Origin of the sequence: Actinoalloteichus caeruleus DSM 43889, assembly GCF_000429185.2 — a bacterium.
GTDB classification, from domain to species: Bacteria; Actinomycetota; Actinomycetes; order Mycobacteriales; family Pseudonocardiaceae; genus Actinoalloteichus_B; species Actinoalloteichus_B caeruleus.
Genome location: NZ_AUBJ02000001.1, coordinates 4,103,502 through 4,122,744, shown reverse-complemented (window position 1 = coordinate 4,122,744; position 19,243 = coordinate 4,103,502). Strand labels below are relative to the sequence as shown.

The following is a 19,243-nucleotide window of genomic DNA, read 5'->3' as shown; positions in this document are numbered from 1 at the left end:
GGTGGACACGTAGCGACAAGGAGAGACGACTATGGCCGGCAACACCATCGAGGTCACCGACAAGACGTTCGCCGACACGGTCCTGACCAGCGAGAAGCCCGTTCTCGTCGACTTCTGGGCCTCCTGGTGCGGGCCGTGCAAGATGGTCGCCCCGGTGCTGGAGGAGATCGCGGCGGAGTACTCGGAGAAGATCACGATCGCGAAGATCGACTTCGACTCGAACCCCCAGACGGGCCGCGACTACAAGGTCATGTCCCTGCCGACCCTGATGCTGTTCAAGAACGGCGAGAAGGTCAAGGAGATCATCGGGGCCAAGCCGAAGGCCGCCCTGGTCAAGGAGCTGTCGGACTACCTGTCCTGACCGTCTCGTCCAACGCGTTCGAGAAGGGGGGTCGGTGCCTGGCGCCGATCCCCCTCCGTGTTCGGGTAGCCTGCGACACGCGTCCGACCAGGGCCCGCCCCGCGCGGACGTGAACGCGCTTCGGCACGCGACCCCGGTCGACTCCGGGTCCGTCCCCGACGTGACGCCACCGGATCGCGATCCGGCACGCCAGCACAACAGCCCACGTCGGGCCAACCCCTCCCCGGTCGAACAGCAGCACCGCACAGCACCGCCCCGGAAGATCAACACCGCGAGCAGGGGCACCCGGAAGGGTGACGGCCCGATATGTCGACCCGTGGCCGACAGGGCACAATAAGTTGTCCGCCTCCGCGCCGAACGACTTCGGCGCCTCTAGTCGAGCGAGGAGTACATGCAACTGCTCCACCGCGGTGACTTCGGTCCGGCCGTCGCCGAGATCAAGGCCAATCTCGCAGCCCAGGGGCTACTACCCGAGGGCGATGGCGCCCCTGCCGGCAGCGGCCAGCACGCCGACGGGCGGCGGGAGGAGCACGTCTACGACGCGGTCGTGGAACATGCCGTCCGAGTGTTCCAGCAGCAACGAGGGCTGATCACCGACGGCATCGTCGGACCGGCGACCTACCGCGCGCTCCGGGACGCCCGCTGGCGGCTGGGGGACCGGCCGCTGGCCTACCTGGTGACGCAGCCCACGACCGGCGACGACGTGGTGGCGCTCCAGGAGCGGCTGTTGGAACTCGGCTACGACGCCGGAAGGGCGAACGGGATCTTCGGCGGGCAGACCGAGCAGGCCCTGCGCGGCTTCCAGCGGGACTACGGCCTGGTCGCCGACGGCGTGTGCGGCCCGGAGACCCTGCGCGCTCTCCGGCAGCTCACCCCCAAGGTCCGGGGTGGCCGGCCCGTCTTCCTCCGGGAGCAGGAGCGGGTGCGCACCGCCGGTCCGCTGCTGCGGGGGAAGCGCATCGTCCTCGACCCCGGTCACGGCGGGCCGGACCGGGGCATCTGCGTCGACGGCGCCTCCGAGGCGGACCTGGTGTGGGATCTGGCCCGCCGGCTCGAGGGGCGCATGGTCGCCACCGGCATGGAGGCACTGCTCACCCGGGGCCCCGACTCCTGCCCGCAGGAGTCCGACCGCGCGGCCTTCGCCAACGACGCCGGGGCCGAACTCTTCCTCTCGCTGCACGTCGACGCGAACTCCTCACCCCGCGCCCAGGGCATCGCCTCCTTCCACTTCGGCACCGGGACCGGTAACGGCACCACCTCCACGGTCGGGGAGGCCCTGGCCGGCTACATCCAGCGGGAGGTGTCCGCGAAGACGGGGATGGTCGACTGCGGGGCGCACCGGAAGACCTGGGAGGTCCTCCGCCTGACCCGGATGCCCGCCGTTCGCGTCGAGGTGGGCTACCTCACCAACCCCGAGGACAGGGCGCGGCTCCTCGACCCCAACTTCCGCGACATCGTCGCCGAACGCATCCTGGTCGCGGTGAAGCGCCACTACCTGTTGGGCAAGAACGACCAGCCCACGGGCACCTTCACCTTCGACGACCTGCTCCGCCACGAACTCGCCAAGATCGACTGAACGTGTCCCGCCGCCGCGGTGGCGGGAGGGACGACGAGGACCGGTCCGCGCGATCCCGCCGGGCCGGTCCTCCCCGTTTGCCCGTTCCTCGGGCCTGGGCGACCGTGCCCGGGCGTCGGGGCCGGACCCACACGCGGCACGAGGACGTTCCCCGTTCGCGTCGCCGCCAGGGCGGAGCAGCGAGCCGTCCACGGGACCAGGTCGTCGACGTCAGGGTCCGACCGGCGCGGACGTGGTCGCCCCTCCGCCGCTCAGCGGCCGGTGGGGGCTGCCTCGACGCCGGCGGGGCCCACGCCCGCCGTGGTGACCGTGACGGAGTCCAGCAGCCGTTCCAGGGCGGCCTCGACGTCGGCCTGCCAGGAGAACGCGGACCTCAGCTCCAGCCGCAACCTCGGCCAGCGGGGATGTGGGCGGACCGTCTTGAAGCCGACCGAACGCAGGAAGTCGGCCGGCACGACGCAGCCGGCCTGGTTGTCGGGCAGGCCGTTGCCGAAGGCCTCCACGGCCTTCACGCCACGTCGCGTGAGGTCCCGGACCACGGCCTGGGCCAACATGCGCCCGACACCGTTGCCCGCGAACTCGGGGAGCACCTTCACCGTGGTGAGCAGTACCGCATCCGGGCTGACCGGGCCGCTGGGGAACATGGCCGTCCTGGGCACCGCCGAGGGCGGGGCGTAGAGGACGAAGCCGGCCGGGACGCCCTCGACGTGCGCGATGCGCCCGCAGGAGCCCCACTCCAACAACACGCTGGAGACCCAGGCCTCCTTCTCGAACTCGGTCTGGCCGAGTTCCTCCGCCTCCTCACGCAGGTGCGGCGCCAGTTCCCAGAACACGCACCGCCGGCACTTCGCCGGGAGCTCGTGCAGATTGTCCAGCGTGATACCAACCACACTTCGAGACATGTGACCTCCCCGCACGACACGCCCCGCCTGCCGCGGCGCTCCCGCGGCGGCACCTCGACCGGCGGCCGGCGGTGACCCACCGGGCGGTCGACCGGACCACGGAGGTGCGCTGGCCCTCCACCGAGGATAGGTGGCCGCCGGTGCCCGGCCGCCGGCGGCCCCTGGGCCTGTCGGCGGCGTGATCGCACTGCCGTTCGGCGGCGGGTCGTTACACTCGGGCCAGGTAACGGACACCGCTGCCGTACCGCTAATCAGGAGGGGACCCCTCATGCGGGTCCCCCGCGCCCGGCCGAGCCGACCGGTGGGGCGCGCAGCTCGGGTGACAACCCGAACCTCAGCACTGAGGCCGACCATCGGAGGCGGCATGGAGAGCCCGGAACTGCCACCCGTGCTACGCGGGGGCCAGCCGCAGGGGCCGCGCGGGCAGCGCAGCCTCGACCCGCACCTGGACCGCTACGCGGAGCGGACCGCCGGCATGACCGCATCCGAGATCCGCGCGCTGTTCTCCGTCGCGAGCCGGCCCGAGGTGGTGTCGTTGGCCGGCGGGATGCCGAACCTGGCGGCGCTCCCGTTGGAGTCGCTGGCGGCCGAGGTGGCGCGGCTGGTCGCGACCGAGGGGCAGACCGCCCTCCAGTACGGTTCCGCCCACGGCGTTCCGGAGCTCCGGGAACAGATCGTCGAGGTGATGGCGCTGGAGGGCATCTCGGCGCACCCCGACGACGTGGTCGTGACGGTCGGCTCCCAGATGGCGTTGGACACCGTCGCCCGGATCTTCTGCGACCCCGGTGACGTGATCATCGCGGAGGCCCCCTCCTACGTCGGAGCGTTGGGCAGCTTCGCCGCCTACCAGGCCGAGGTGGTCCACGTCTCGATGGACGACGAGGGGCTGGTCCCGGATGACCTGCGCCAGGCGTTGGAGGCGGCGGAGCGGGCTGGCAAGCGGGTCAAGTTCCTGTACACGATCCCCAACTTCCACAACCCGGCCGGCGTGACCCTCGCGGTGCGACGACGCGCCGAGGTGTTGGAGATCTGCGCCCGCCACGGTGTGCTCGTCATCGAGGACAACCCCTACGGCCTGTTGGGCTTCGACAACCAGATCTACCCGGCGCTGCGCGCCGACGACCCCGACAACGTCATCTACCTCGGATCGTTCTCCAAGATCTTCGCCTCCGGCCTGCGCGTCGGCTGGGCGCTCGCCCCCCACGCCGTCCGCGAGAAGCTGGTGCTCGCCTCCGAGTCGGCCACGCTCTGCCCGCCCACCTTCAACCAGCTCCTGGTGTCCCGCTACCTCTCCACGCACGACTGGAAGGGCCAGATCAAGTCCTACCGGGAGGTGTACCGCGAACGGCGGGACGCGATGCTGGGCGCCCTGGAGCAGCACATGCCCGCCGGCTGCCAGTGGACCCGGCCGGACGGCGGCTTCTACGTGTGGCTGACCGCCCCGGAGGGGGTGGACACCAAGGCGATGCTGCCCAGGGCGATCACCAAGCGGGTGGCCTACGTCTCGGGCACCGCCTTCCACGCCAACGGCTTCGGCAGCCGCCAGATGCGGTTGTCCTTCTGCTACCCCACCCCGGACCGGATCCGGGAAGGGGTGCGACGGCTCGGCGGCGTGCTCCAGGACGAACTCGAACTGCTGAACACCTTCGGGACCGTCCGCCCGCCCGCGCTCGGAGGGCCCCAGGCGCCCTCCCCGGACACCGCCTGACGGACGGTCACCCGCCCCCGAGGCCGGGCTCAGGGACCGTTCGGCGGCGGGTCCCCGGAGGCGGCCGACGGGGTGGCTGGCCGAACCTGGCCCGGGCCGTGCTCGGCACGCGCCGCTCAGGCGCCTGACGCGGGTACCGGCCCAGCACCCGTACCCGCCCCTCCCCCGGACACGACCAGGAGGGCACCGGGCGTGTCCCCGGCCGGTACCGCCCGCGCGGGGACACCGGAGGCGTCGAACTAAGGTGTGCGGTCAGTCGACGTTCCGCCTGAGACGAGGAGTTGCTGGCGTGTCAGATCGCTGGGTCGCCGTGCTGTCCGGAGGCCTGTCCCACGAGCGGGACGTCTCGCTGCGTTCCGGACGTCGGCTGTCCGCCGCGCTGCGGACGGTGGGGTTGACCGTGGAGGAGTGGGACGCCGACGGCGAACTCCTCGGTCGTCTCCGCCGGCACCGCCCCGACGCGGTGGTGTTGGCCCTCCACGGTGGGGAGGGTGAGAACGGGGCCTTCCAGTCCGTGCTGGAACTGGCCGGCGTGCCCTTCGTGGGCACCGACTCCCGCTGGTGCCGCCGCGCCTGGGACAAGCCCACGGCCAAGACGGAGATGCTCCGGGCGGGGCACTCCACCCCGGACTGGGTGTCGTTGCCCCACAGCACCTTCCGCACGTTGGGTGCGCGGGCGGTGCTGGACGCGGTCGTCACCCGCTTCGGCCTCCCGCTGGTGCTGAAGCCCGACCAGGGCGGATCCGCGCTCGGGGCCAGGCTGGTCACCGAGGCCGAGGAACTGCCCGCGGCCATGGTCGGGGTGCTGTCGTACTCCGACAGTGTGCTGATCGAACGCTACGTCGAGGGCGTCGAGGTCGCCGTCAGCGTCATCGAGGGCCCGGAGGGACCAACCGCGCTGCCCGCCGTGGAGATCGAACCGGCGAGCGGTTTCTACGACTACGCGTCCCGGTACACGGCGGGGCTGACCGAGTTCCACACCCCGGCCCGACTCGAGCCAGGTCAGGCGCGGAAGGTGGCGGACCTGGCGGTGGCCGCCCACCAGCTGCTCGGGCTCCGGGACGTCTCGCGGACCGACGCGGTGGTGACGGCGGACGGGGACGTGCACTTCCTCGAGGTCAACGTCTCACCAGGACTGACCGAGACCTCCCTGCTCCCGATGTCGGCCGACGCGGCGGGCCGCTCGCTCGGTGAGGTGTTCGCCGGCCTCGTGGAGCGCGCCGTGGCCAGAGGCGGCCGCGTGCTCTGAACCCCGAGCCCGACCGACCGCAGGAGCCGTCGAGGCCGGAACGACGCTGACCTCATCCTGGTCGCGAGACGGCGCCCTCCGCCAGCCGGCCCGGCCTCCTGGCCGCCGTGTCCTCGGTGGCCGTGCCCCGCCGCCCCGCCGTCGTGGTTCGCCCGCGATCGTCGTCCCCGGCTTCGGGGCCTGACCGGCGTGCCTCCGGGCGAACGGCCGGGCACCACCCACGGCCGTTCGGGTGAGTCGGGACGGAAGCGGAGGCCGCCACTCGGCTGGGGGAGTGGCGGCCGTGTTCGTTCCCGTCCGGCCGCACCGAGACCGGGCATCGGCTGGCCGAGATCCTTCGAGCCCCCGAGCCACCGGGCTGGGTCGCCGGTCCTCTCCTCGGGAGGCGGCACACCGGTGGGACGAGGACGGCGGAGGCCGTTCACCGACCTCCGCCTTTTCGTCACCGTGACGGAACACGGTGGCATGGTTCCCCTCGCAGGTCGATCAGGTCCCATTCGTCCCGTTTGCCGTGATCATCCGCACGATGCGCTCCAGATCGTCCACCGAGCCGAACTCCACGACGATGCGCCCCTTGCGACGTCCCATGTCCACCTTCACGCGGGTGTCGAACACGTCGGCCAACCGGTCCGCCACGGCCTCCAGGCCGAGCGAGGGTTCGGGGCGTGGAGCGGCTGGCTTCGGCTTCGGGGGAGTGGCACGACGCGCGAGCGTCGCCGCCTCCTCCGTCGCCCGAACGGACAACCCCTCGGCGACGATCCGACTCGCGAGCTCCTCCTGACCTCCCGGGTCCTCCAGCGAGAGGAGCGCCCGCGCGTGCCCGGCGGACAGCACGTTCGCCGCCACCCGGCGCTGCACCGGAAGCGGCAGCCGGAGCAGCCGGATCGTGTTGGTGATCACCGGCCGACTGCGCCCGAGCCGGGAGGCCAGCTCCTCGTGCGTGACGCCGAACTCCTCCAGCAGCTGCTGGTACGCGGCCGCCTCCTCCAGCGGGTTGAGCTGCACCCGGTGGATGTTCTCCAGCAGCGCGTCCCGCAGCATGGCGTCATCCGCCGTCCGCCGCACGATCGCCGGGATGGTCTCCAGCCCGGCGCGCTGCGAGGCCCGCCAGCGACGCTCACCCATCACGAGCTCGTACTCGCCGCGGCCCAGCTCACGCAACACGATGGGCTGCATCAGCCCGAACTCGCGGATCGAGTGCTCCAGCTCGGACAACGCCTCCTCGTCGAAGACCTGCCTCGGCTGCTTCGGGTTCGGCCGGATGTCGCCGATGGGGACCTCACGGTAGATCGCCCCGGCCACCTCGGGCTCCGCCCCGCCCGGATCCTCGCCGGCGGACCACCGGGGTGGTGCGGCGGGCACCGTTCCGACCGCCCCGGCTCGGGGCGCGGCCGGCGCCGCGACCGACGCGGTCTGCTCCACCACCGCCGGGCCACTCGGGATCAACGCGGCGAGGCCCCGTCCGAGCCCGCCCTTCCGGTCCTTCATCCTGTCTCCCCGTTCGCACCCCGGACCGCCATCTCCCGCGCGGCGTCCAGGTAACTCATCGCTCCCCGTGAACCCGGGTCGTAGGCCAGCACCGTCTGCCCGTAGCCAGGTGCCTCCGACACCTTCACGCTTCGCGGGATGACGGTACGCAACACCAGGTCACCGAAGTGGCCACGGACCTCGCTCGTCACCTGATCGGCGAGCTTGGTGCGACCGTCGTACATCGTGAGCAGGATCGTGGAGACGCGAAGCGACGGGTTCAGGTGTGCCTTCACCAGCTCGATGTTGTTCAGGAGCTGCCCAAGCCCTTCCAGCGCGTAGTACTCGCACTGGATCGGGATCAGCACCTCCTGCGCCGCGACGAGCGCGTTCACCGTGAGCAGCCCCAGCGACGGTGGGCAGTCGATGAAGACGTAGTCGGCCTGGAGGTGGTCGAGCGCCTCGGTGGACAACGCCTCCTTGAGCCGCGTCTCCCTGGCCGCCATCGACACCAGTTCGATCTCGGAGCCGGCCAGGTCGATGGTCGCGGGGATGCACACCAGGTTGTCCGACTGGGTGCTGACGGCGGCGGCGTCGGCGATGCTGATCTCACCGAGCAGCACCTCGTAGACCGAGGGGGTGTTCGAGTGGTGGTCCACCCCCAACGCGGTGCTCGCGTTCCCCTGGGGGTCGAGATCGATCACCAGGACCTTCAGACCCCGCAGCGCGAGCGCCGCGGCGATGTTCACGGTACTGGTGGTCTTGCCCACCCCGCCCTTCTGGTTGGCCACCGCGACGACCCGACGCTGCGCCGGAACCGGCAGCGTCTCGGTGGGGTGCAGCACCTTCGTGGCCCGCGCGGCCTCCTGCTCGATCGGCGTCCACTCCACGTCCAACTGCCCTTTCTCGTAACTCACAGACCTGCCCACCTCCACGGTTTCACGTGAAACATCGCTTGTTCCCGATCCGCGCGCGTCACCTGCCGGTCCGGCGGCCGCGTGCCGGAGCACGCCGCGACGGAGGCGCGGCCTGCCCGCGTTCCACGACCACGACGGTCGTCGGTTCCGCCAGCGACTCCGCTCCGCACCGCACCACGTGGGCCCGGGAGCCCCCAGCCCTGGACAGTGCGGCGGCGTCGCGTTCGACCTCCTCCTCCGCCGACGCGCCCTTGAGAGCGAGCAGCTGCCCACCGGGGCGCAACAGCGGCAGGCACCAGGTGCCGAGTTTGGCGAGCGGAGCGACCGCACGGGCGGTGACCACATCGGCTCCTCCGAGCTCGGAGCGCACCTGGCGTTCCTCCGCTCGTCCTCGCACCACCGCCACGTCCAACCCCAGGACCTCCACCGCCTCCTCCAGCCAGGCCACCCGTCGAGCCATCGGCTCGAGCAGCGTCATCCTGATGTCGGGGCGAGCGATCGCGAGTGGGAGGCCGGGGAGCCCAGCACCGGAACCGACGTCGATCAGGCGACTCCCCACGGGCACGAGCTCCTGGACGGCGGCCGAGTTCAGCACGTGCCGGCTCCAGAGCCGTCCCAACTCCCTCGGGCCGACCAGGCCACGTCGTTCTCCGTGTTCGACGAGGAGGTCGACCAACCGGCGGGCGCGGGGGAGGTGGTCGCCAAAGAGGTCAGCGGCGGCGGGCGGCTCCTCCTCCGAAGCGGGGGGCAACACCACGTCATCCGCGCCACGTCCGAGTTCGCCCGCCGGGGGTGGCTGCCGTTCTGTCATCACACACTTTCCGGTTTCACGTGAAACATCGACTGCTTGCTCAATCTACGGCGCCGTCCGCCATGTTTCACGTGAAACATGGCCCCGGCCGGGTACCGATCAGGACGTCCTCATCGGAGGTGGCCTCGCCACCACCGCGCCACCGGGAACCACGAGTGGCGGTGGGAACGCCCGCCCCGCCACCTCCCATCGACGTCTCCCGACCTCGTCCGCACCACCGTTCGGCGGCACACCTCGCACCTCCCGGGCCAACCGTCGTCCCCGGTTTCGTCACCGTGACGTCTCGACCGCGACGGAGGACACCTCAACGACCCGGAAGCACTCGAGGACGACGGGCGTCCCGTCGGAGGGCGTGAAGCTCGGGTCCCCGATGGCGGCGCGGAAGTCCGCTCCGCACCAGAACTCCTCGTGCCCGGCACGCCAGGCCACCACCGAGTCATAACCCTCGCCCTCGGCGCGGGCGTGGGCGAGATCGACCTCGTCCAATCGGGACACCCGGACGTCGGTGGTCTCGATGACCGCGACGGGGCGTTCGGCCGAGTCGACCACGACGGACCGGGCACCCACCTCGGGAAGCGGCACACCCTCGCTCCCGTACTCCACGAGCAGCGCGGACGTGGCCGTCTTGGTGCCCGAGAGCACCGCGACGACCAGCCGATCGCGCAGCGGTCCGGGAAAGGCGAACTCGGCGATCGGAAGACCCGAAGGCGGCATGGTCAGCACGCTACCGGCAACTCGATCTCCCGGGAACGACCAACGGGTCACATACCTGACCCACACCTCGAAGGAAGGACGGGACGAGCACCGGTGGGCACGCTCCCGGCTGCGGGGAACGGTGCGCGACGAGGACCGCGCTCCCGGCCATCCCCTCCGGATGCCTCCCTCCTCCACGCCCGGAACCACACTCGCCACCGTCGACAGCGGCCGCCCGTCCCGCGTTCTCCCGGGTCCGTCCGGTCGATCGCCCCGGCGGGTCCGATCCACCGATCGGCGGGCGCCCGGAGCACCGCCGGTCCCGGGGCACCACGGCGAGGGCGAGGCCAGGACGACGGGCTCAGCCCCCGCCGGGAGGAAGCACAGCCGACGATGACGGCCTCCCCAGTCCACTCGGCCCCTGGAAGCCGGCCGGCACCGCATCCGCTGCCCGTGCCGAGAGCCGACCTCCCGCACGACCCGAACCCACCGCCCACTCGGCGACGCGGCCGGGCGCCCACCCGCTTCCACCGTTCCGTCCGCCCGCCCCGCCCCGCCTGGACCTGTCCCGATCCGGCGTCGCGCGGCGACAGCGCCCGGACCCCGCAACCTCGACCTCGACCTGCCGCGTCACTCGCCGGACCACTCCACTCGGACGGCGTGCCGGCCGGGGGCGGGACGACGGGCGCTCCTCGCCGGAGTTCCTCCCCCCGCGCCCGCCCGCTGCCCCAGGGGCACCTGCCCGGCACGACCGACGACGACCGCGCGAGGTGACATCCGGATGGCGGCGTGGATCCACCTCGGCCCGTGCGTCCGGGCACCGAACTCCCCCTCTGGTCGCCGCGAGAGCCGAGGACCACCGAACCCTCCACATCCACCGATGTTTCACGTGAAACGTCGCCCCACGGCAGGCCAGGAGGGCGGCCGCCACCGCGCTCGGCCACCGCCCGCTCTCCCCGACGCACAGCCGAGCCGGGACTACCGGGCAGACGAGGGGAGACCGCCCCCGCATCGCCACCATCCGGAAGGCGTGCCCGCCCGTCCGTCCCCACGCCGGGCGGACCGCCGATGGTCGGCGACGAGTTCGTCGTCCACCCAGCAGCCGGGCCGACAACCCACGCGGCTGACCCCTCCCGGTCGAGGCCCCCGCCGGGCGACCCCACCTTGCCCTGGAGGCCGGCCGGACCGACCTCGGCGGTGACTCGACGCCTCCCGGTCACGGCGGGGCGGCGAGCCACCGGAGGGAGACAGCCTGCCAACCGTCGGCGTCCACCAGGGGCGGGCAACGGCTGCTGGGCCCCTCGTCAGGCCGGCGAGACCCGCGCCCCCGGCCGCACGACCCCGACCAGCCGACGCTTTGCCGCCGGGGGGTCGCGGGACGGCTCCCGACGACGGGTCGCGAGCCGTGGCCCAGACGCGTGTCCTCCCACCGACCGCCTCCGCGCCAGCACGCGGCATCGACGACGACACGGAGGGCGTGACCGGCCCGCCGGGGAGGCGGGCGCGTCGTCGTGTTCCACGTGAAACATCGACCGCTCGTTCGGAGCGGACGTCCGCCGTCCGACATGGTCGCGCTCCACGGCTCTCCACCCCACTCCGTGCCGGCCACGGCCCGCGGCGGCCTACCGCGGAGCAACGCTCGACGCAGGACCAGTCCGGATCACCGTCGCCCCACCAGGTGGAGGGCCGCCGGCATCCACACCGTCCGAGTTCCCCCGGCGGGACGGCTCCCGCTCCGCGCGAGGCAGGGTCGGTCGCCCTCGTCCTGGACATGCCGGGCGTGTTCCGCACCGCCCGCACCCTGGCCCCGGCGCTGGCACGTCGCGACGGGTCGCGCGGCGCTGGCGGACGGCGGGCCACGCGCGACGGGGACGCCGCGGGACGGGATCATGACCGGGGCGGTGGGGCAGCGGGAACGGGCGGTGGCTCCCACGACCGGCGGACGGGTCCCTGGGGCTGACGCGGCACCGCCACCCAACGCACCCCGAGGTCCGCGAACCATCGCTCGCGCCCGTCGTGAACACGCGCCACCGACAACGCCGATGTCGCGCCTCGGGTCCAGGACGACCGCCGCCGCGCCGGTTCGCGTGCCGACCGGGCCAGCTCGACCGCCGACACCGTGCCCGACGACTCACCGAGACGCCCGCCCGGCTGGTGCGGAGGCCGGCCGCCACCTCCCGAGCCTCCGACGTTCCCGCCGCCCCTGTCTCCCGGCCGCGACCGTCCGAGGCGCCGGTCGCACCCGGCGCGGACGCCGTCGCTCGTGACTGGGCGGCGATCACGGTGAACACCCCGACGGCCGCACTCCACGCACTCCGGCGGCGGTGCGCACCCCCGTCGAGCCAGTCACCGCCAGCGTGGTGACCGGTCCGTCCCGCACCACGGCCCGCCTGGAGCGCCCGGACACCAAGCCGCACGGCCGGGCACCCGCCAACCGGAGCGCCAGTGGGGACGGTGTTCCAGATCTCACCCCACCAGCGCTCCGCACCCCGCGCGGCACCTCCCGTGCCGGCGAGGCCGAACCCGCGACGCGTGACCGGAGGACAGCACCGCCCCGGCGGGAACGATGCCACCAGGAACCGCGCCGGCGGCTCCCGAGCAGGCCCCGAGCCGAGGGCACGCACCGTCCGAGGCGGAGGAGACCCCTCGGGGGAGTGCTCCGGTGGAGCCGGGAACGAGGCCGCCCGGCTGACCACCCCATCGCTCGTCGCGGACCCCGTGCCGCCCGTCAACCCCGTCACCGCCCGCGTGGCACGGCGAGGACCGGCCGGCGCGCTGGCGAACCACACCCACGGCACCCGTTCACACCGATCCGGCGCGCGGACTCCCACGGCACCAAGCGGCGAGGCCGGCCCGCCACCTCCCGGCTGCCGTCGGACAGCGGTCCCACCGAGGGCCCCGAACGGAAGTGGGCCCCGGGAACGTCGTTCCCGGGGCCCACTCACGAACTCAGCCCTACTCGGCGGGCAGCACCACGACCCGCCGGTTCGGCTCCTCGCCCTCGCTCTCGCTCCGGACACCCTCGACACCGGCCACGGCGTCGTGCACCACCTTGCGCTCGAAGGGGGTCATGGGGTTCAACCGCACCGGATCGCCGGTCTGGCTGACCTGCTCGGCCGTGGTCCGACCGAGGTCGGACAGCTCGGCACGCCGGTCCGCCCGCCACCCCGCGACGTCCAACATGAGCCGACTCCGCGCGCCGGTGCTCTGCTGCACCGCCAGCCTCGTCAACTCCTGCAGCGCCTCCAGGGTCGCCCCACGGGTACCCACCAACTTGCTCAGGTCATCCCCGCCGTCGATGCTCACCACGGCGCGGCCACCGTCCACGTCAAGGTCGATGTCCCCGTCGAAGTCGAGCAGGTCGAGCAGCCGCTCCAGGTAGTCGCCGGCGATGTCGCCCTCACGGACGAGCAGGTCCTCGCCGCCCTCGGGCGTGGCGGACGCTCCGTTCGGCGTGCCGTCGGCACCCTCGGTGTCCACGTCACCGCCGGTGGTCACCTGCACCGCTTCCGACACTGGTGCCTCCTCTCACTTGGTTCACGACATGCGAGACGCGTGACCGCGCTCGGTCATCGACGCTTCTTGTTCTTCTTCTTGGCGCCGCCGGTCGCCGGTCGGCTCCGCGCCGCGTCCCCCGCACCACCGGACGGGGCCGAGGGGGGAGTGGTCCCGGCCGGGCCGTGCTGGCCGGGCTGCGGACCCTTCTTCTTGGCCGGACGCTGCCCGGGCTTGGGGGAGAGGTCCTTGCGGGACTGCTCCGCCTTGGCGGCGGCGGCCGCCTTCTTCGCGGCTTCCTCGCGGTCGATGCGGTGGTAGATGAAGTACTGCTGACCCAGCGTCCAGGTGTTGTTGCTCAGCCAGTACAGCAGGATCGCGATCGGGAAGAACGGGCCACCGAAGAGCACGAACAGCGGGAACACCCAGAGCATCAGCTTCTGCATGATCTGGGCCTGCTGCTGGTTGGCCCCGACGCTCGGGTTCATCGCCTGCCGCTGCACGGAGTGGCGGGCGGTGAGGTGGGTGGCGATGCTGGCGATGATCGTCAGCGGCACCGCGACGAAACCGATGGTCCACGGGTCGACGCCGAACATCGGGTCGGCGATGGAGCCGGACAGCGGGGCGCCGAAGAGGCGGGCGTTGATGAAGGACTCGACCTCGGCCTGGCCGAAGACGTACACCTCGGTCTTGCCCGGGGTGAACTGGCGGAGCACGTGGAAGAGCCCGATGAACACCGGGATCTGCACCAGCATCGGAAGGCAGCCGCCGAGCGGGTTGACCCCCTGCTCGGACTGGATCTTCTGCATCTCCATCGCCAGCTTCTGGCGATCGTTGCCGTACTTCTCCCGCAACTTCTGCATCTGCGGGGCGAACTCCTGCATCTTGCGCATCGACCGCACGGAGCTGATGGCCGGCTTCAGCAGGATGATCCGCAGGGTGAAGACCAGGAACACCACCGAGAGCGCCCACGCGATACCGCTGTCCGGGCTGATGATGAACCCAAAGACCTTGTGCCAGAACCACATGATGGCTGACACGGGGTAGTAGATGAAGTTGAGCACGAAGCTACTCCTCGGCGCGGGTGTCGGGGAGCCCGGAATCGCCGTCGCGGGACCGCGGGGACGCGGCGTCGCGCGGGGGAACGGGGTCCAAGCCTCCAGGGTGCCAGGGTCCACAGCGCAGCAGCCGGCGCACGGTCAGCCATGCCCCCCGGATCGCACCGTGAACGGTCAGCGCCTCCACTGCGTAGGCGCTGCAGGTCGGGTAGAAGCGGCAGGTGGCCGGCAGGTACGGGGAGATCCAGCGTCGGTAACCGTGCACCGGGAGCAGCAGGACCCGACTGACGACTCCGCCTCGTCGGCGGTCCGCGCCCGCTGGTTCACTCATGCCTCGTCCTCACCGGAGGTGCGCCCGCCGTCCTCGGCGACGTGGCGCGTCGCGGGTGGCTCCTGGCCGGCGGTCGGGGACCCACCGGTTCGCCGACGGGAGGCGCTCGGGTCGTCGACGAGCCCCAGCCGAGCCAGGAGCCGGTCGACGTCCGCCGCGAGTTCGCGACTGGAGGCCGTGGCCGACGGGGGGAGCGCCCGCACCACGAGGGAGGTCCCCCTCGGGATGGCGGCCAGCCGTTCCCGCACCACGTGGCGGAGACGGCGCGCGACCTGGTGGCGGACCACCGCGTTGCCGACAGCCTTGCTCACGACAAAACCCACCCGTGTCGAGGCCGAGCCGGGGACGCTGCTCGAACGCTGCGAGCGGCGAGGGGGCTCGACGCGGGTGGGATGGGAAGTCGGGGTCGTCGACCCCGCGTTGTCGGTGTCCCGTGCTCCAACGCCGAGCTCGGGCACGCACAGTGCGTGCAGCACGACGCGACGTCGCCCCGCCCGCCGCCCCCGGCGGACGACCAGGTCGAAGTCCTGGCTCTTGGTCAGCCGGGCGGCTGGCGGTAGCACGGCCTACCGTCAGGCCGACAGCGTGTCGCGGCCCTTGCGGCGACGGGCGGCGAGGATGGCACGGCCGGCACGGGTGCGCATGCGCAGCCGGAAGCCGTGGGTCTTGGCCCGGCGACGGTTGTTCGGCTGGTACGTCCGCTTGCTCACGGTCAGGTCTCCCGGTAGTCACTACAGCTTGGGTCGGTGATCTCCGCGTGCTATGCGTGGCTGGCCACCCGGCGCACGTTCCATCCCGACCCTCGGCGTCCTGGCGTCCCCGGTCCCGGCGCGAGGCGCAGGGCACGGCGACAGTAGCCCAGGGTACGTGACAGGGAACGACCGACCGCATGAGACTACGCGGTGCCCGTTGCCGGGTCCACACCGCCTCCTCACGCGAGGCGCGGGACCCGCCCGGTGAGGAGGGGGATTGGCCAACGTATCGGCCGTGGTCCAGGGACCTGCGCCCGACACGCCGAGCCCCCACCGAGCCGTCATCCCCGGTTCACCCTGCTGAGCTGTCCGTCTTGTTCCGGGAGGCGCCCGCTTGTTAGCGTGCCTCACCTCCGACGGCCACGGCGGCCGATGCCCGCTGAACTGGCCTTTCCGGGCAGGTTCACGGAACCTCGGGACCCAAGCACAGGGGCTCCGGTGTTCCGTCGTACCTTCATGCACAGTTGTGGACAACTATGTGGATATCTTGGGGATCGGCAGCCCGCACCGCTGACCGCTGACGTCGCAAGTCAAACGAACACGGGGTCGACAGGAGCTCGACATGGGGTGGCGGCGTCGCTGGACGGTGACGGAGCAGGGACAGCGTGGGGAGGGGAACTCGCAGGTGTCGGACCACCAGGCCAATCTCGGTCTCGTGTGGGAACAGGTGCTCGAGGAGCTCTCCTCCGGCACCCTCTCACGGGCCCAACTCGCCTGGATGCGGGTGGTCCGCCCCATCGGGTTGCTGGACGGCACCGCGCTGTTGGCCGCTCCGAGCGACTTCGCGAAGGACGCCATCGAACGGGCGTTGCGCGACCCCATCGTCGAGGCGTTGTCCCGACACCTCGGGCGGCCCATCTCGCTGGCGGTCAAGGTCGACGTGATCGCGCCGGCGCCCGATCCCGGTCAGCAGGGCCACCAGCCCCACCACGAGAGCACTCCCACCCCTCCGTTCGGCACCGTGCTGCCGATGGGCGGCTACGCGGGGGATTCCCGTCCCCGCCACCCCGGTCCGCGCGCGGAGCCCACTGGCCGACCTGGCTCGATCTACGACCCGGTGGGGCCGCTCCCGGAGGAGTCGGGGGAGCGGCCCGGCCCGGCCCACCCGCCGTCCCCCGGGTATCCCGGCTCGGTGGGCGGTGTCGACCGCGACCACCACGGCCTCGTCGAGGACCAGGACGAGCGGGAGGCGGAGGACGACGTGCTCGGCCAGGTCGCCGCCCCGGCGAACGAGGTCTGGCACAACGTCAGGGCGCAGACGCCCCCGGTCGGGGCCGCGCTTCCCTCGGACCAGCTCGGCCACCCCCAGGTCGGGGGCCTGCCGCAGGGGGGCGCCGAGGCCTACACCGCGCCACGGCACGGACCGCCGAGTTCGCAGACCCGGCTGAACGCCAAGTACAACTTCGACACCTTCGTCATCGGAGCCTCCAACCGGTTCGCGCACGCCGCCGCCGTGGCGGTGGCCGAAGCCCCGGCCCGCGCCTACAACCCCCTGTTCATCTGGGGGGAGTCCGGGCTGGGGAAGACGCACCTGCTCCACGCCGTCGGGCACTACGCCCAGCGCCTCTTCCCGGGGATGCGGGTCCGCTACGTCTCGACGGAGGAGTTCACCAACGACTTCATCAACTCCCTGCGGGACGACCGCAAGGTCGCCTTCCAGCGCCGCTACCGCGACGTCGACGTGCTGCTGGTCGACGACGTGCAGTTCCTGGAGGGCAAGGAGGGCACCCAGGAAGAGTTCTTCCACACCTTCAACACGCTGCACAACTCGAACAAGCAGATCGTGGTCTCCTCCGACCGGCCGCCCAAGAGGCTGGAGACCCTGGAGGACCGGCTGCGAACGCGTTTCGAGTGGGGTCTGATCACCGACATCCAGCCACCGGAGCTGGAGACGAGGATCGCCATCCTGCGGAAGAAGGCCGCCCAGGACCGGCTGGCCGCGCCGGCCGAGGTGCTCGAGTTCATCGCCGCCAGGATCGAGCGGAACATCCGGGAGCTGGAGGGGGCGCTGATCCGGGTCACCGCCTTCGCCTCGCTGAACCGGCAACCGGTCGACGTGCACCTCGCCGAGATCGTCATGCGGGACCTCATCCCGGACTCCCAGGCGCCGGAGATCACCGCGCCGACGATCATGGCGGTGACGGCGGACTTCTTCAAGGTGAGCATGGACGACCTGTGCGGACCGGGGAAGATGAAGGTGCTCGCCCAGGCCCGCCAGATCTCGATGTACCTGTGCCGGGAGCTGACCGACCTCTCCCTGCCGAAGATCGGGCAGATCTTCGGTGGCCGCGACCACACGACGGTGATGTACGCGGACAAGAAGATCCGCAAGGAGATGGCGGAACGGCGCAGGATCTACGACCAGGTCCAGGAGCTGACCTCCCGGATCAAGCAGCGCGCGCGGGCCCAGGGCTGACGGCCCACCGCTCGGCTCCTCCGCTGGACGGTCGTCAGCCGCTCCGCCCACGCCGGCGACGAGGGCTGCCGCCGCCCTCCCGACGCTCCGGTCGGCTCGTGGGGTCGCGCTCCGACTGACGCGCGGTTCGGCGCGGAGGGCGGACGGTCGCGCCGGGGAGGTTTTCTGCGACTGGGGAGACCGTGCTGCGGCGGGTCTCGCATTCGTCAGGGCCCGGGGTGCCCCGATCGGGGATGGCCGTCGACGACGCGGGGCGCGCTCGCGACACCTCACGGGGTTCCGGCGGTTCGGCGGCGTCGCGCCCGTCGCGAGGAGGGGACGAACCCGGGGTCGGGCCGGCTCGGGCCGGGCCGCCGCTCCCGGGCCCACCGGGTTCGTCCGAGGTGCCCGGCTGGTACGCGGAGGGCGGCCGACGCGGGCCCGGAGGAGCATCGCTCTAGGCTGGTCCACGAGGCGACGCGGGTGCGGCGAACCGGGCCGAGGTCGACCCGCCCGGGGAAGCCCCCGGCACGGGGGCGCACCGGTCGTAGCCCGCGGTTTTTCTGCGACTGGGGAGGCCGCGCCTGGGGGCCCCCGAGATTCGTCGCCGGCGGTTCGGCGCTGGTGCTCCGGGGGCACGTTCCCGGGGGTGCGGGGGCGGTGCCCCGGCTGCGCCCGGTCCCCACCCCGGCTCTACGGTGATCACGAACGCCGTGGCACGCCCCGGCCGGCTCCTGGTCGTCGCGTCCGGCCCCGCACCGCTCCCGCCCGGCCACACACGCGGGGCAGTGGTCGAGTCCCGCCGGGTCGGGTACCACCCGGCGTCGCATCCAGGCGGTTTTCTGTGGCTGGGGAGGCCGCGCCTGGGGGTCCCCGAGATTCATCATGCGCCGTGCGGGCGGGAAGTGTTCCCCCTTCGCCGAGGACGTCCTCGCCTCGGGCCGTCGGAGGAGGCGCCGGCCTCGGAGCGCCTCCTCCCCGCCGCCCCTCGCCGCTGGACCCGCGCACGTCGCCAGCCTCCGCCCGCTCGGGGCTCACCCGCCGTCAGGGGCGTCCCCTCGGCCGTTCCGGGCGGCCAGGTCGCGCCCTGCTGGTTCGTCGGGCGGCCAGGTGGGCCGAGCCGCCGGCGGGGCGCGGTACGAGCCAGGAGGCGGGTACCGGGCTCGTCGGAGTGGCCAGCCCCGGCCCCGGGGTGGGGCGGTCGCAGGGGCTCCCCGGCGCGCCAACCGTTTCTGTCGGTGCGTTGCCCGAGACTGCGTGCCGTGGGAGAAATCCGGCGGGCGCACACCTGTACACAGCCCCGATCGGGGGAGATCCAGACCACTTCCACCCTGTGCATGACCTGGGTACAACTACCCCCAAATCTGTGGATGGATCTGTGGACAACTCGCGCCACCTGTGGACAGAGTGTGGATGAAGAAGATTCATCCACAGTGAAGGAAATTCATCCACCGATCCACCCCCAGGCTGTCCACACCCCCTCATGCCGTGTCAGCAGGGACAACGAGGGTTATCCACACAATCCACA

The 19,243-nt window shown here is 72.2% G+C and carries 15 protein-coding genes; 5 read left to right on the top strand and 10 right to left on the bottom strand.

Annotated features, from left to right (window positions below):
* Window positions 1–31 precede the first annotated feature (31 nt).
* A complete protein-coding gene (gene trxA / locus G443_RS16315; RefSeq protein ID WP_016699014.1) occupies window positions 32–361 on the top strand; it encodes a thioredoxin in 330 nt (109 codons plus the stop codon).
* Between the two features lie 391 nt (window positions 362–752).
* Window positions 753–1,937: an N-acetylmuramoyl-L-alanine amidase gene (locus G443_RS16310; RefSeq protein ID WP_026417864.1), complete on the top strand. Its 1,185-nt coding sequence runs from the start codon at window positions 753–755 to the stop codon at window positions 1,935–1,937.
* Window positions 1,938–2,188: 251 nt separating this feature from the next.
* Here G443_RS16310 and G443_RS16305 read toward each other — a convergent pair whose 3' ends face one another.
* Window positions 2,189–2,839, bottom strand: coding sequence for a GNAT family N-acetyltransferase (locus G443_RS16305; protein WP_026417863.1), 651 nt, complete (start codon window positions 2,837–2,839; stop codon window positions 2,189–2,191).
* 364 nt (window positions 2,840–3,203) lie between these two features.
* Between G443_RS16305 and G443_RS16300 the strand changes: the two genes are divergently transcribed.
* Window positions 3,204–4,547, top strand: coding sequence for an aminotransferase-like domain-containing protein (locus G443_RS16300; protein ID WP_035291481.1), 1,344 nt, complete (start codon window positions 3,204–3,206; stop codon window positions 4,545–4,547).
* A 289-nt stretch (window positions 4,548–4,836) separates the two neighbouring features.
* Window positions 4,837–5,796 carry a D-alanine--D-alanine ligase family protein gene (locus tag G443_RS16295; protein ID WP_026417861.1) on the top strand — a complete coding sequence of 320 codons (960 nt, stop codon included), beginning with the start codon at window positions 4,837–4,839 and terminating at the stop codon, window positions 5,794–5,796.
* A gap of 486 nt (window positions 5,797–6,282) precedes the next feature.
* Here the strand turns inward: G443_RS16295 and G443_RS16290 are convergent, their stop codons facing one another.
* From G443_RS16290 to rpmH, 9 genes are all read right to left on the bottom strand, one after another.
* Window positions 6,283–7,284: a ParB/RepB/Spo0J family partition protein gene (locus G443_RS16290; protein ID WP_026417860.1), complete on the bottom strand. Its 1,002-nt coding sequence runs from the start codon at window positions 7,282–7,284 to the stop codon at window positions 6,283–6,285.
* Window positions 7,281–8,180: a ParA family protein gene (locus G443_RS16285; protein WP_026417859.1), complete on the bottom strand. Its 900-nt coding sequence runs from the start codon at window positions 8,178–8,180 to the stop codon at window positions 7,281–7,283. The genes G443_RS16290 and G443_RS16285 overlap by 4 nt, the downstream gene beginning before the upstream one ends.
* Window positions 8,181–8,238: 58 nt before the next feature.
* On the bottom strand, window positions 8,239–8,991 hold the full coding sequence (gene rsmG / locus G443_RS16280; RefSeq protein ID WP_245588708.1) for a 16S rRNA (guanine(527)-N(7))-methyltransferase RsmG: 753 nt from the start codon (window positions 8,989–8,991) through the stop codon (window positions 8,239–8,241).
* Between the two features lie 270 nt (window positions 8,992–9,261).
* On the bottom strand, window positions 9,262–9,705 hold the full coding sequence (locus G443_RS16275; RefSeq protein WP_030106360.1) for an ASCH domain-containing protein: 444 nt from the start codon (window positions 9,703–9,705) through the stop codon (window positions 9,262–9,264).
* A 2,934-nt stretch (window positions 9,706–12,639) separates the two neighbouring features.
* The gene (locus G443_RS16270; protein WP_026417856.1) at window positions 12,640–13,200 is read right to left on the bottom strand and encodes a Jag family protein; all 561 of its coding nucleotides are present in this window, start codon (window positions 13,198–13,200) and stop codon (window positions 12,640–12,642) included.
* Window positions 13,201–13,253: 53 nt separating this feature from the next.
* Window positions 13,254–14,243, bottom strand: coding sequence for a membrane protein insertase YidC (yidC, locus tag G443_RS16265; RefSeq protein ID WP_026417855.1), 990 nt, complete (start codon window positions 14,241–14,243; stop codon window positions 13,254–13,256).
* 4 nt (window positions 14,244–14,247) lie between these two features.
* Window positions 14,248–14,568 (bottom strand): membrane protein insertion efficiency factor YidD, encoded by a 321-nt coding sequence (gene yidD, locus G443_RS16260; protein WP_026417854.1) that lies wholly within the window; start codon window positions 14,566–14,568, stop codon window positions 14,248–14,250.
* On the bottom strand, window positions 14,565–15,131 hold the full coding sequence (gene rnpA / locus G443_RS16255) for a ribonuclease P protein component (protein WP_081715269.1): 567 nt from the start codon (window positions 15,129–15,131) through the stop codon (window positions 14,565–14,567). The genes yidD and rnpA overlap by 4 nt, the downstream gene beginning before the upstream one ends.
* 9 nt (window positions 15,132–15,140) lie before the next feature.
* Entirely contained in the window at window positions 15,141–15,278 is a 138-nt protein-coding gene (rpmH, locus tag G443_RS16250; RefSeq protein ID WP_016699000.1) for a 50S ribosomal protein L34, read from the bottom strand.
* 667 nt (window positions 15,279–15,945) lie between these two features.
* Here rpmH and dnaA point away from each other — a divergent pair.
* Complete coding sequence (gene dnaA / locus G443_RS16245) at window positions 15,946–17,736, top strand: chromosomal replication initiator protein DnaA (RefSeq protein WP_026417853.1); 1,791 nt, start codon at window positions 15,946–15,948, stop codon at window positions 17,734–17,736.
* The last annotated feature ends 1,507 nt before the right edge of the window (window positions 17,737–19,243 follow it).

Bases quoted from the DNA above. Each gene is read 5' to 3' on its own strand.
- G443_RS16290 (WP_026417860.1), bottom strand. From the start codon at position 7,284: ATGAAGGACCGGAAGGGCGGGCTCGGACGGGGCCTCGCCGCGTTGATC.
- G443_RS16305 (WP_026417863.1), bottom strand. From the start codon at position 2,839: ATGTCTCGAAGTGTGGTTGGTATCACGCTGGACAATCTGCACGAGCTC.
- rsmG (WP_245588708.1), bottom strand. From the start codon at position 8,991: ATGACAGAACGGCAGCCACCCCCGGCGGGCGAACTCGGACGTGGCGCG.
- yidD (WP_026417854.1), bottom strand. From the start codon at position 14,568: ATGAGTGAACCAGCGGGCGCGGACCGCCGACGAGGCGGAGTCGTCAGT.
- trxA (WP_016699014.1), top strand. From the start codon at position 32: ATGGCCGGCAACACCATCGAGGTCACCGACAAGACGTTCGCCGACACG.
- G443_RS16300 (WP_035291481.1), top strand. From the start codon at position 3,204: ATGGAGAGCCCGGAACTGCCACCCGTGCTACGCGGGGGCCAGCCGCAG.
- G443_RS16275 (WP_030106360.1), bottom strand. From the start codon at position 9,705: ATGCCGCCTTCGGGTCTTCCGATCGCCGAGTTCGCCTTTCCCGGACCG.
- G443_RS16310 (WP_026417864.1), top strand. From the start codon at position 753: ATGCAACTGCTCCACCGCGGTGACTTCGGTCCGGCCGTCGCCGAGATC.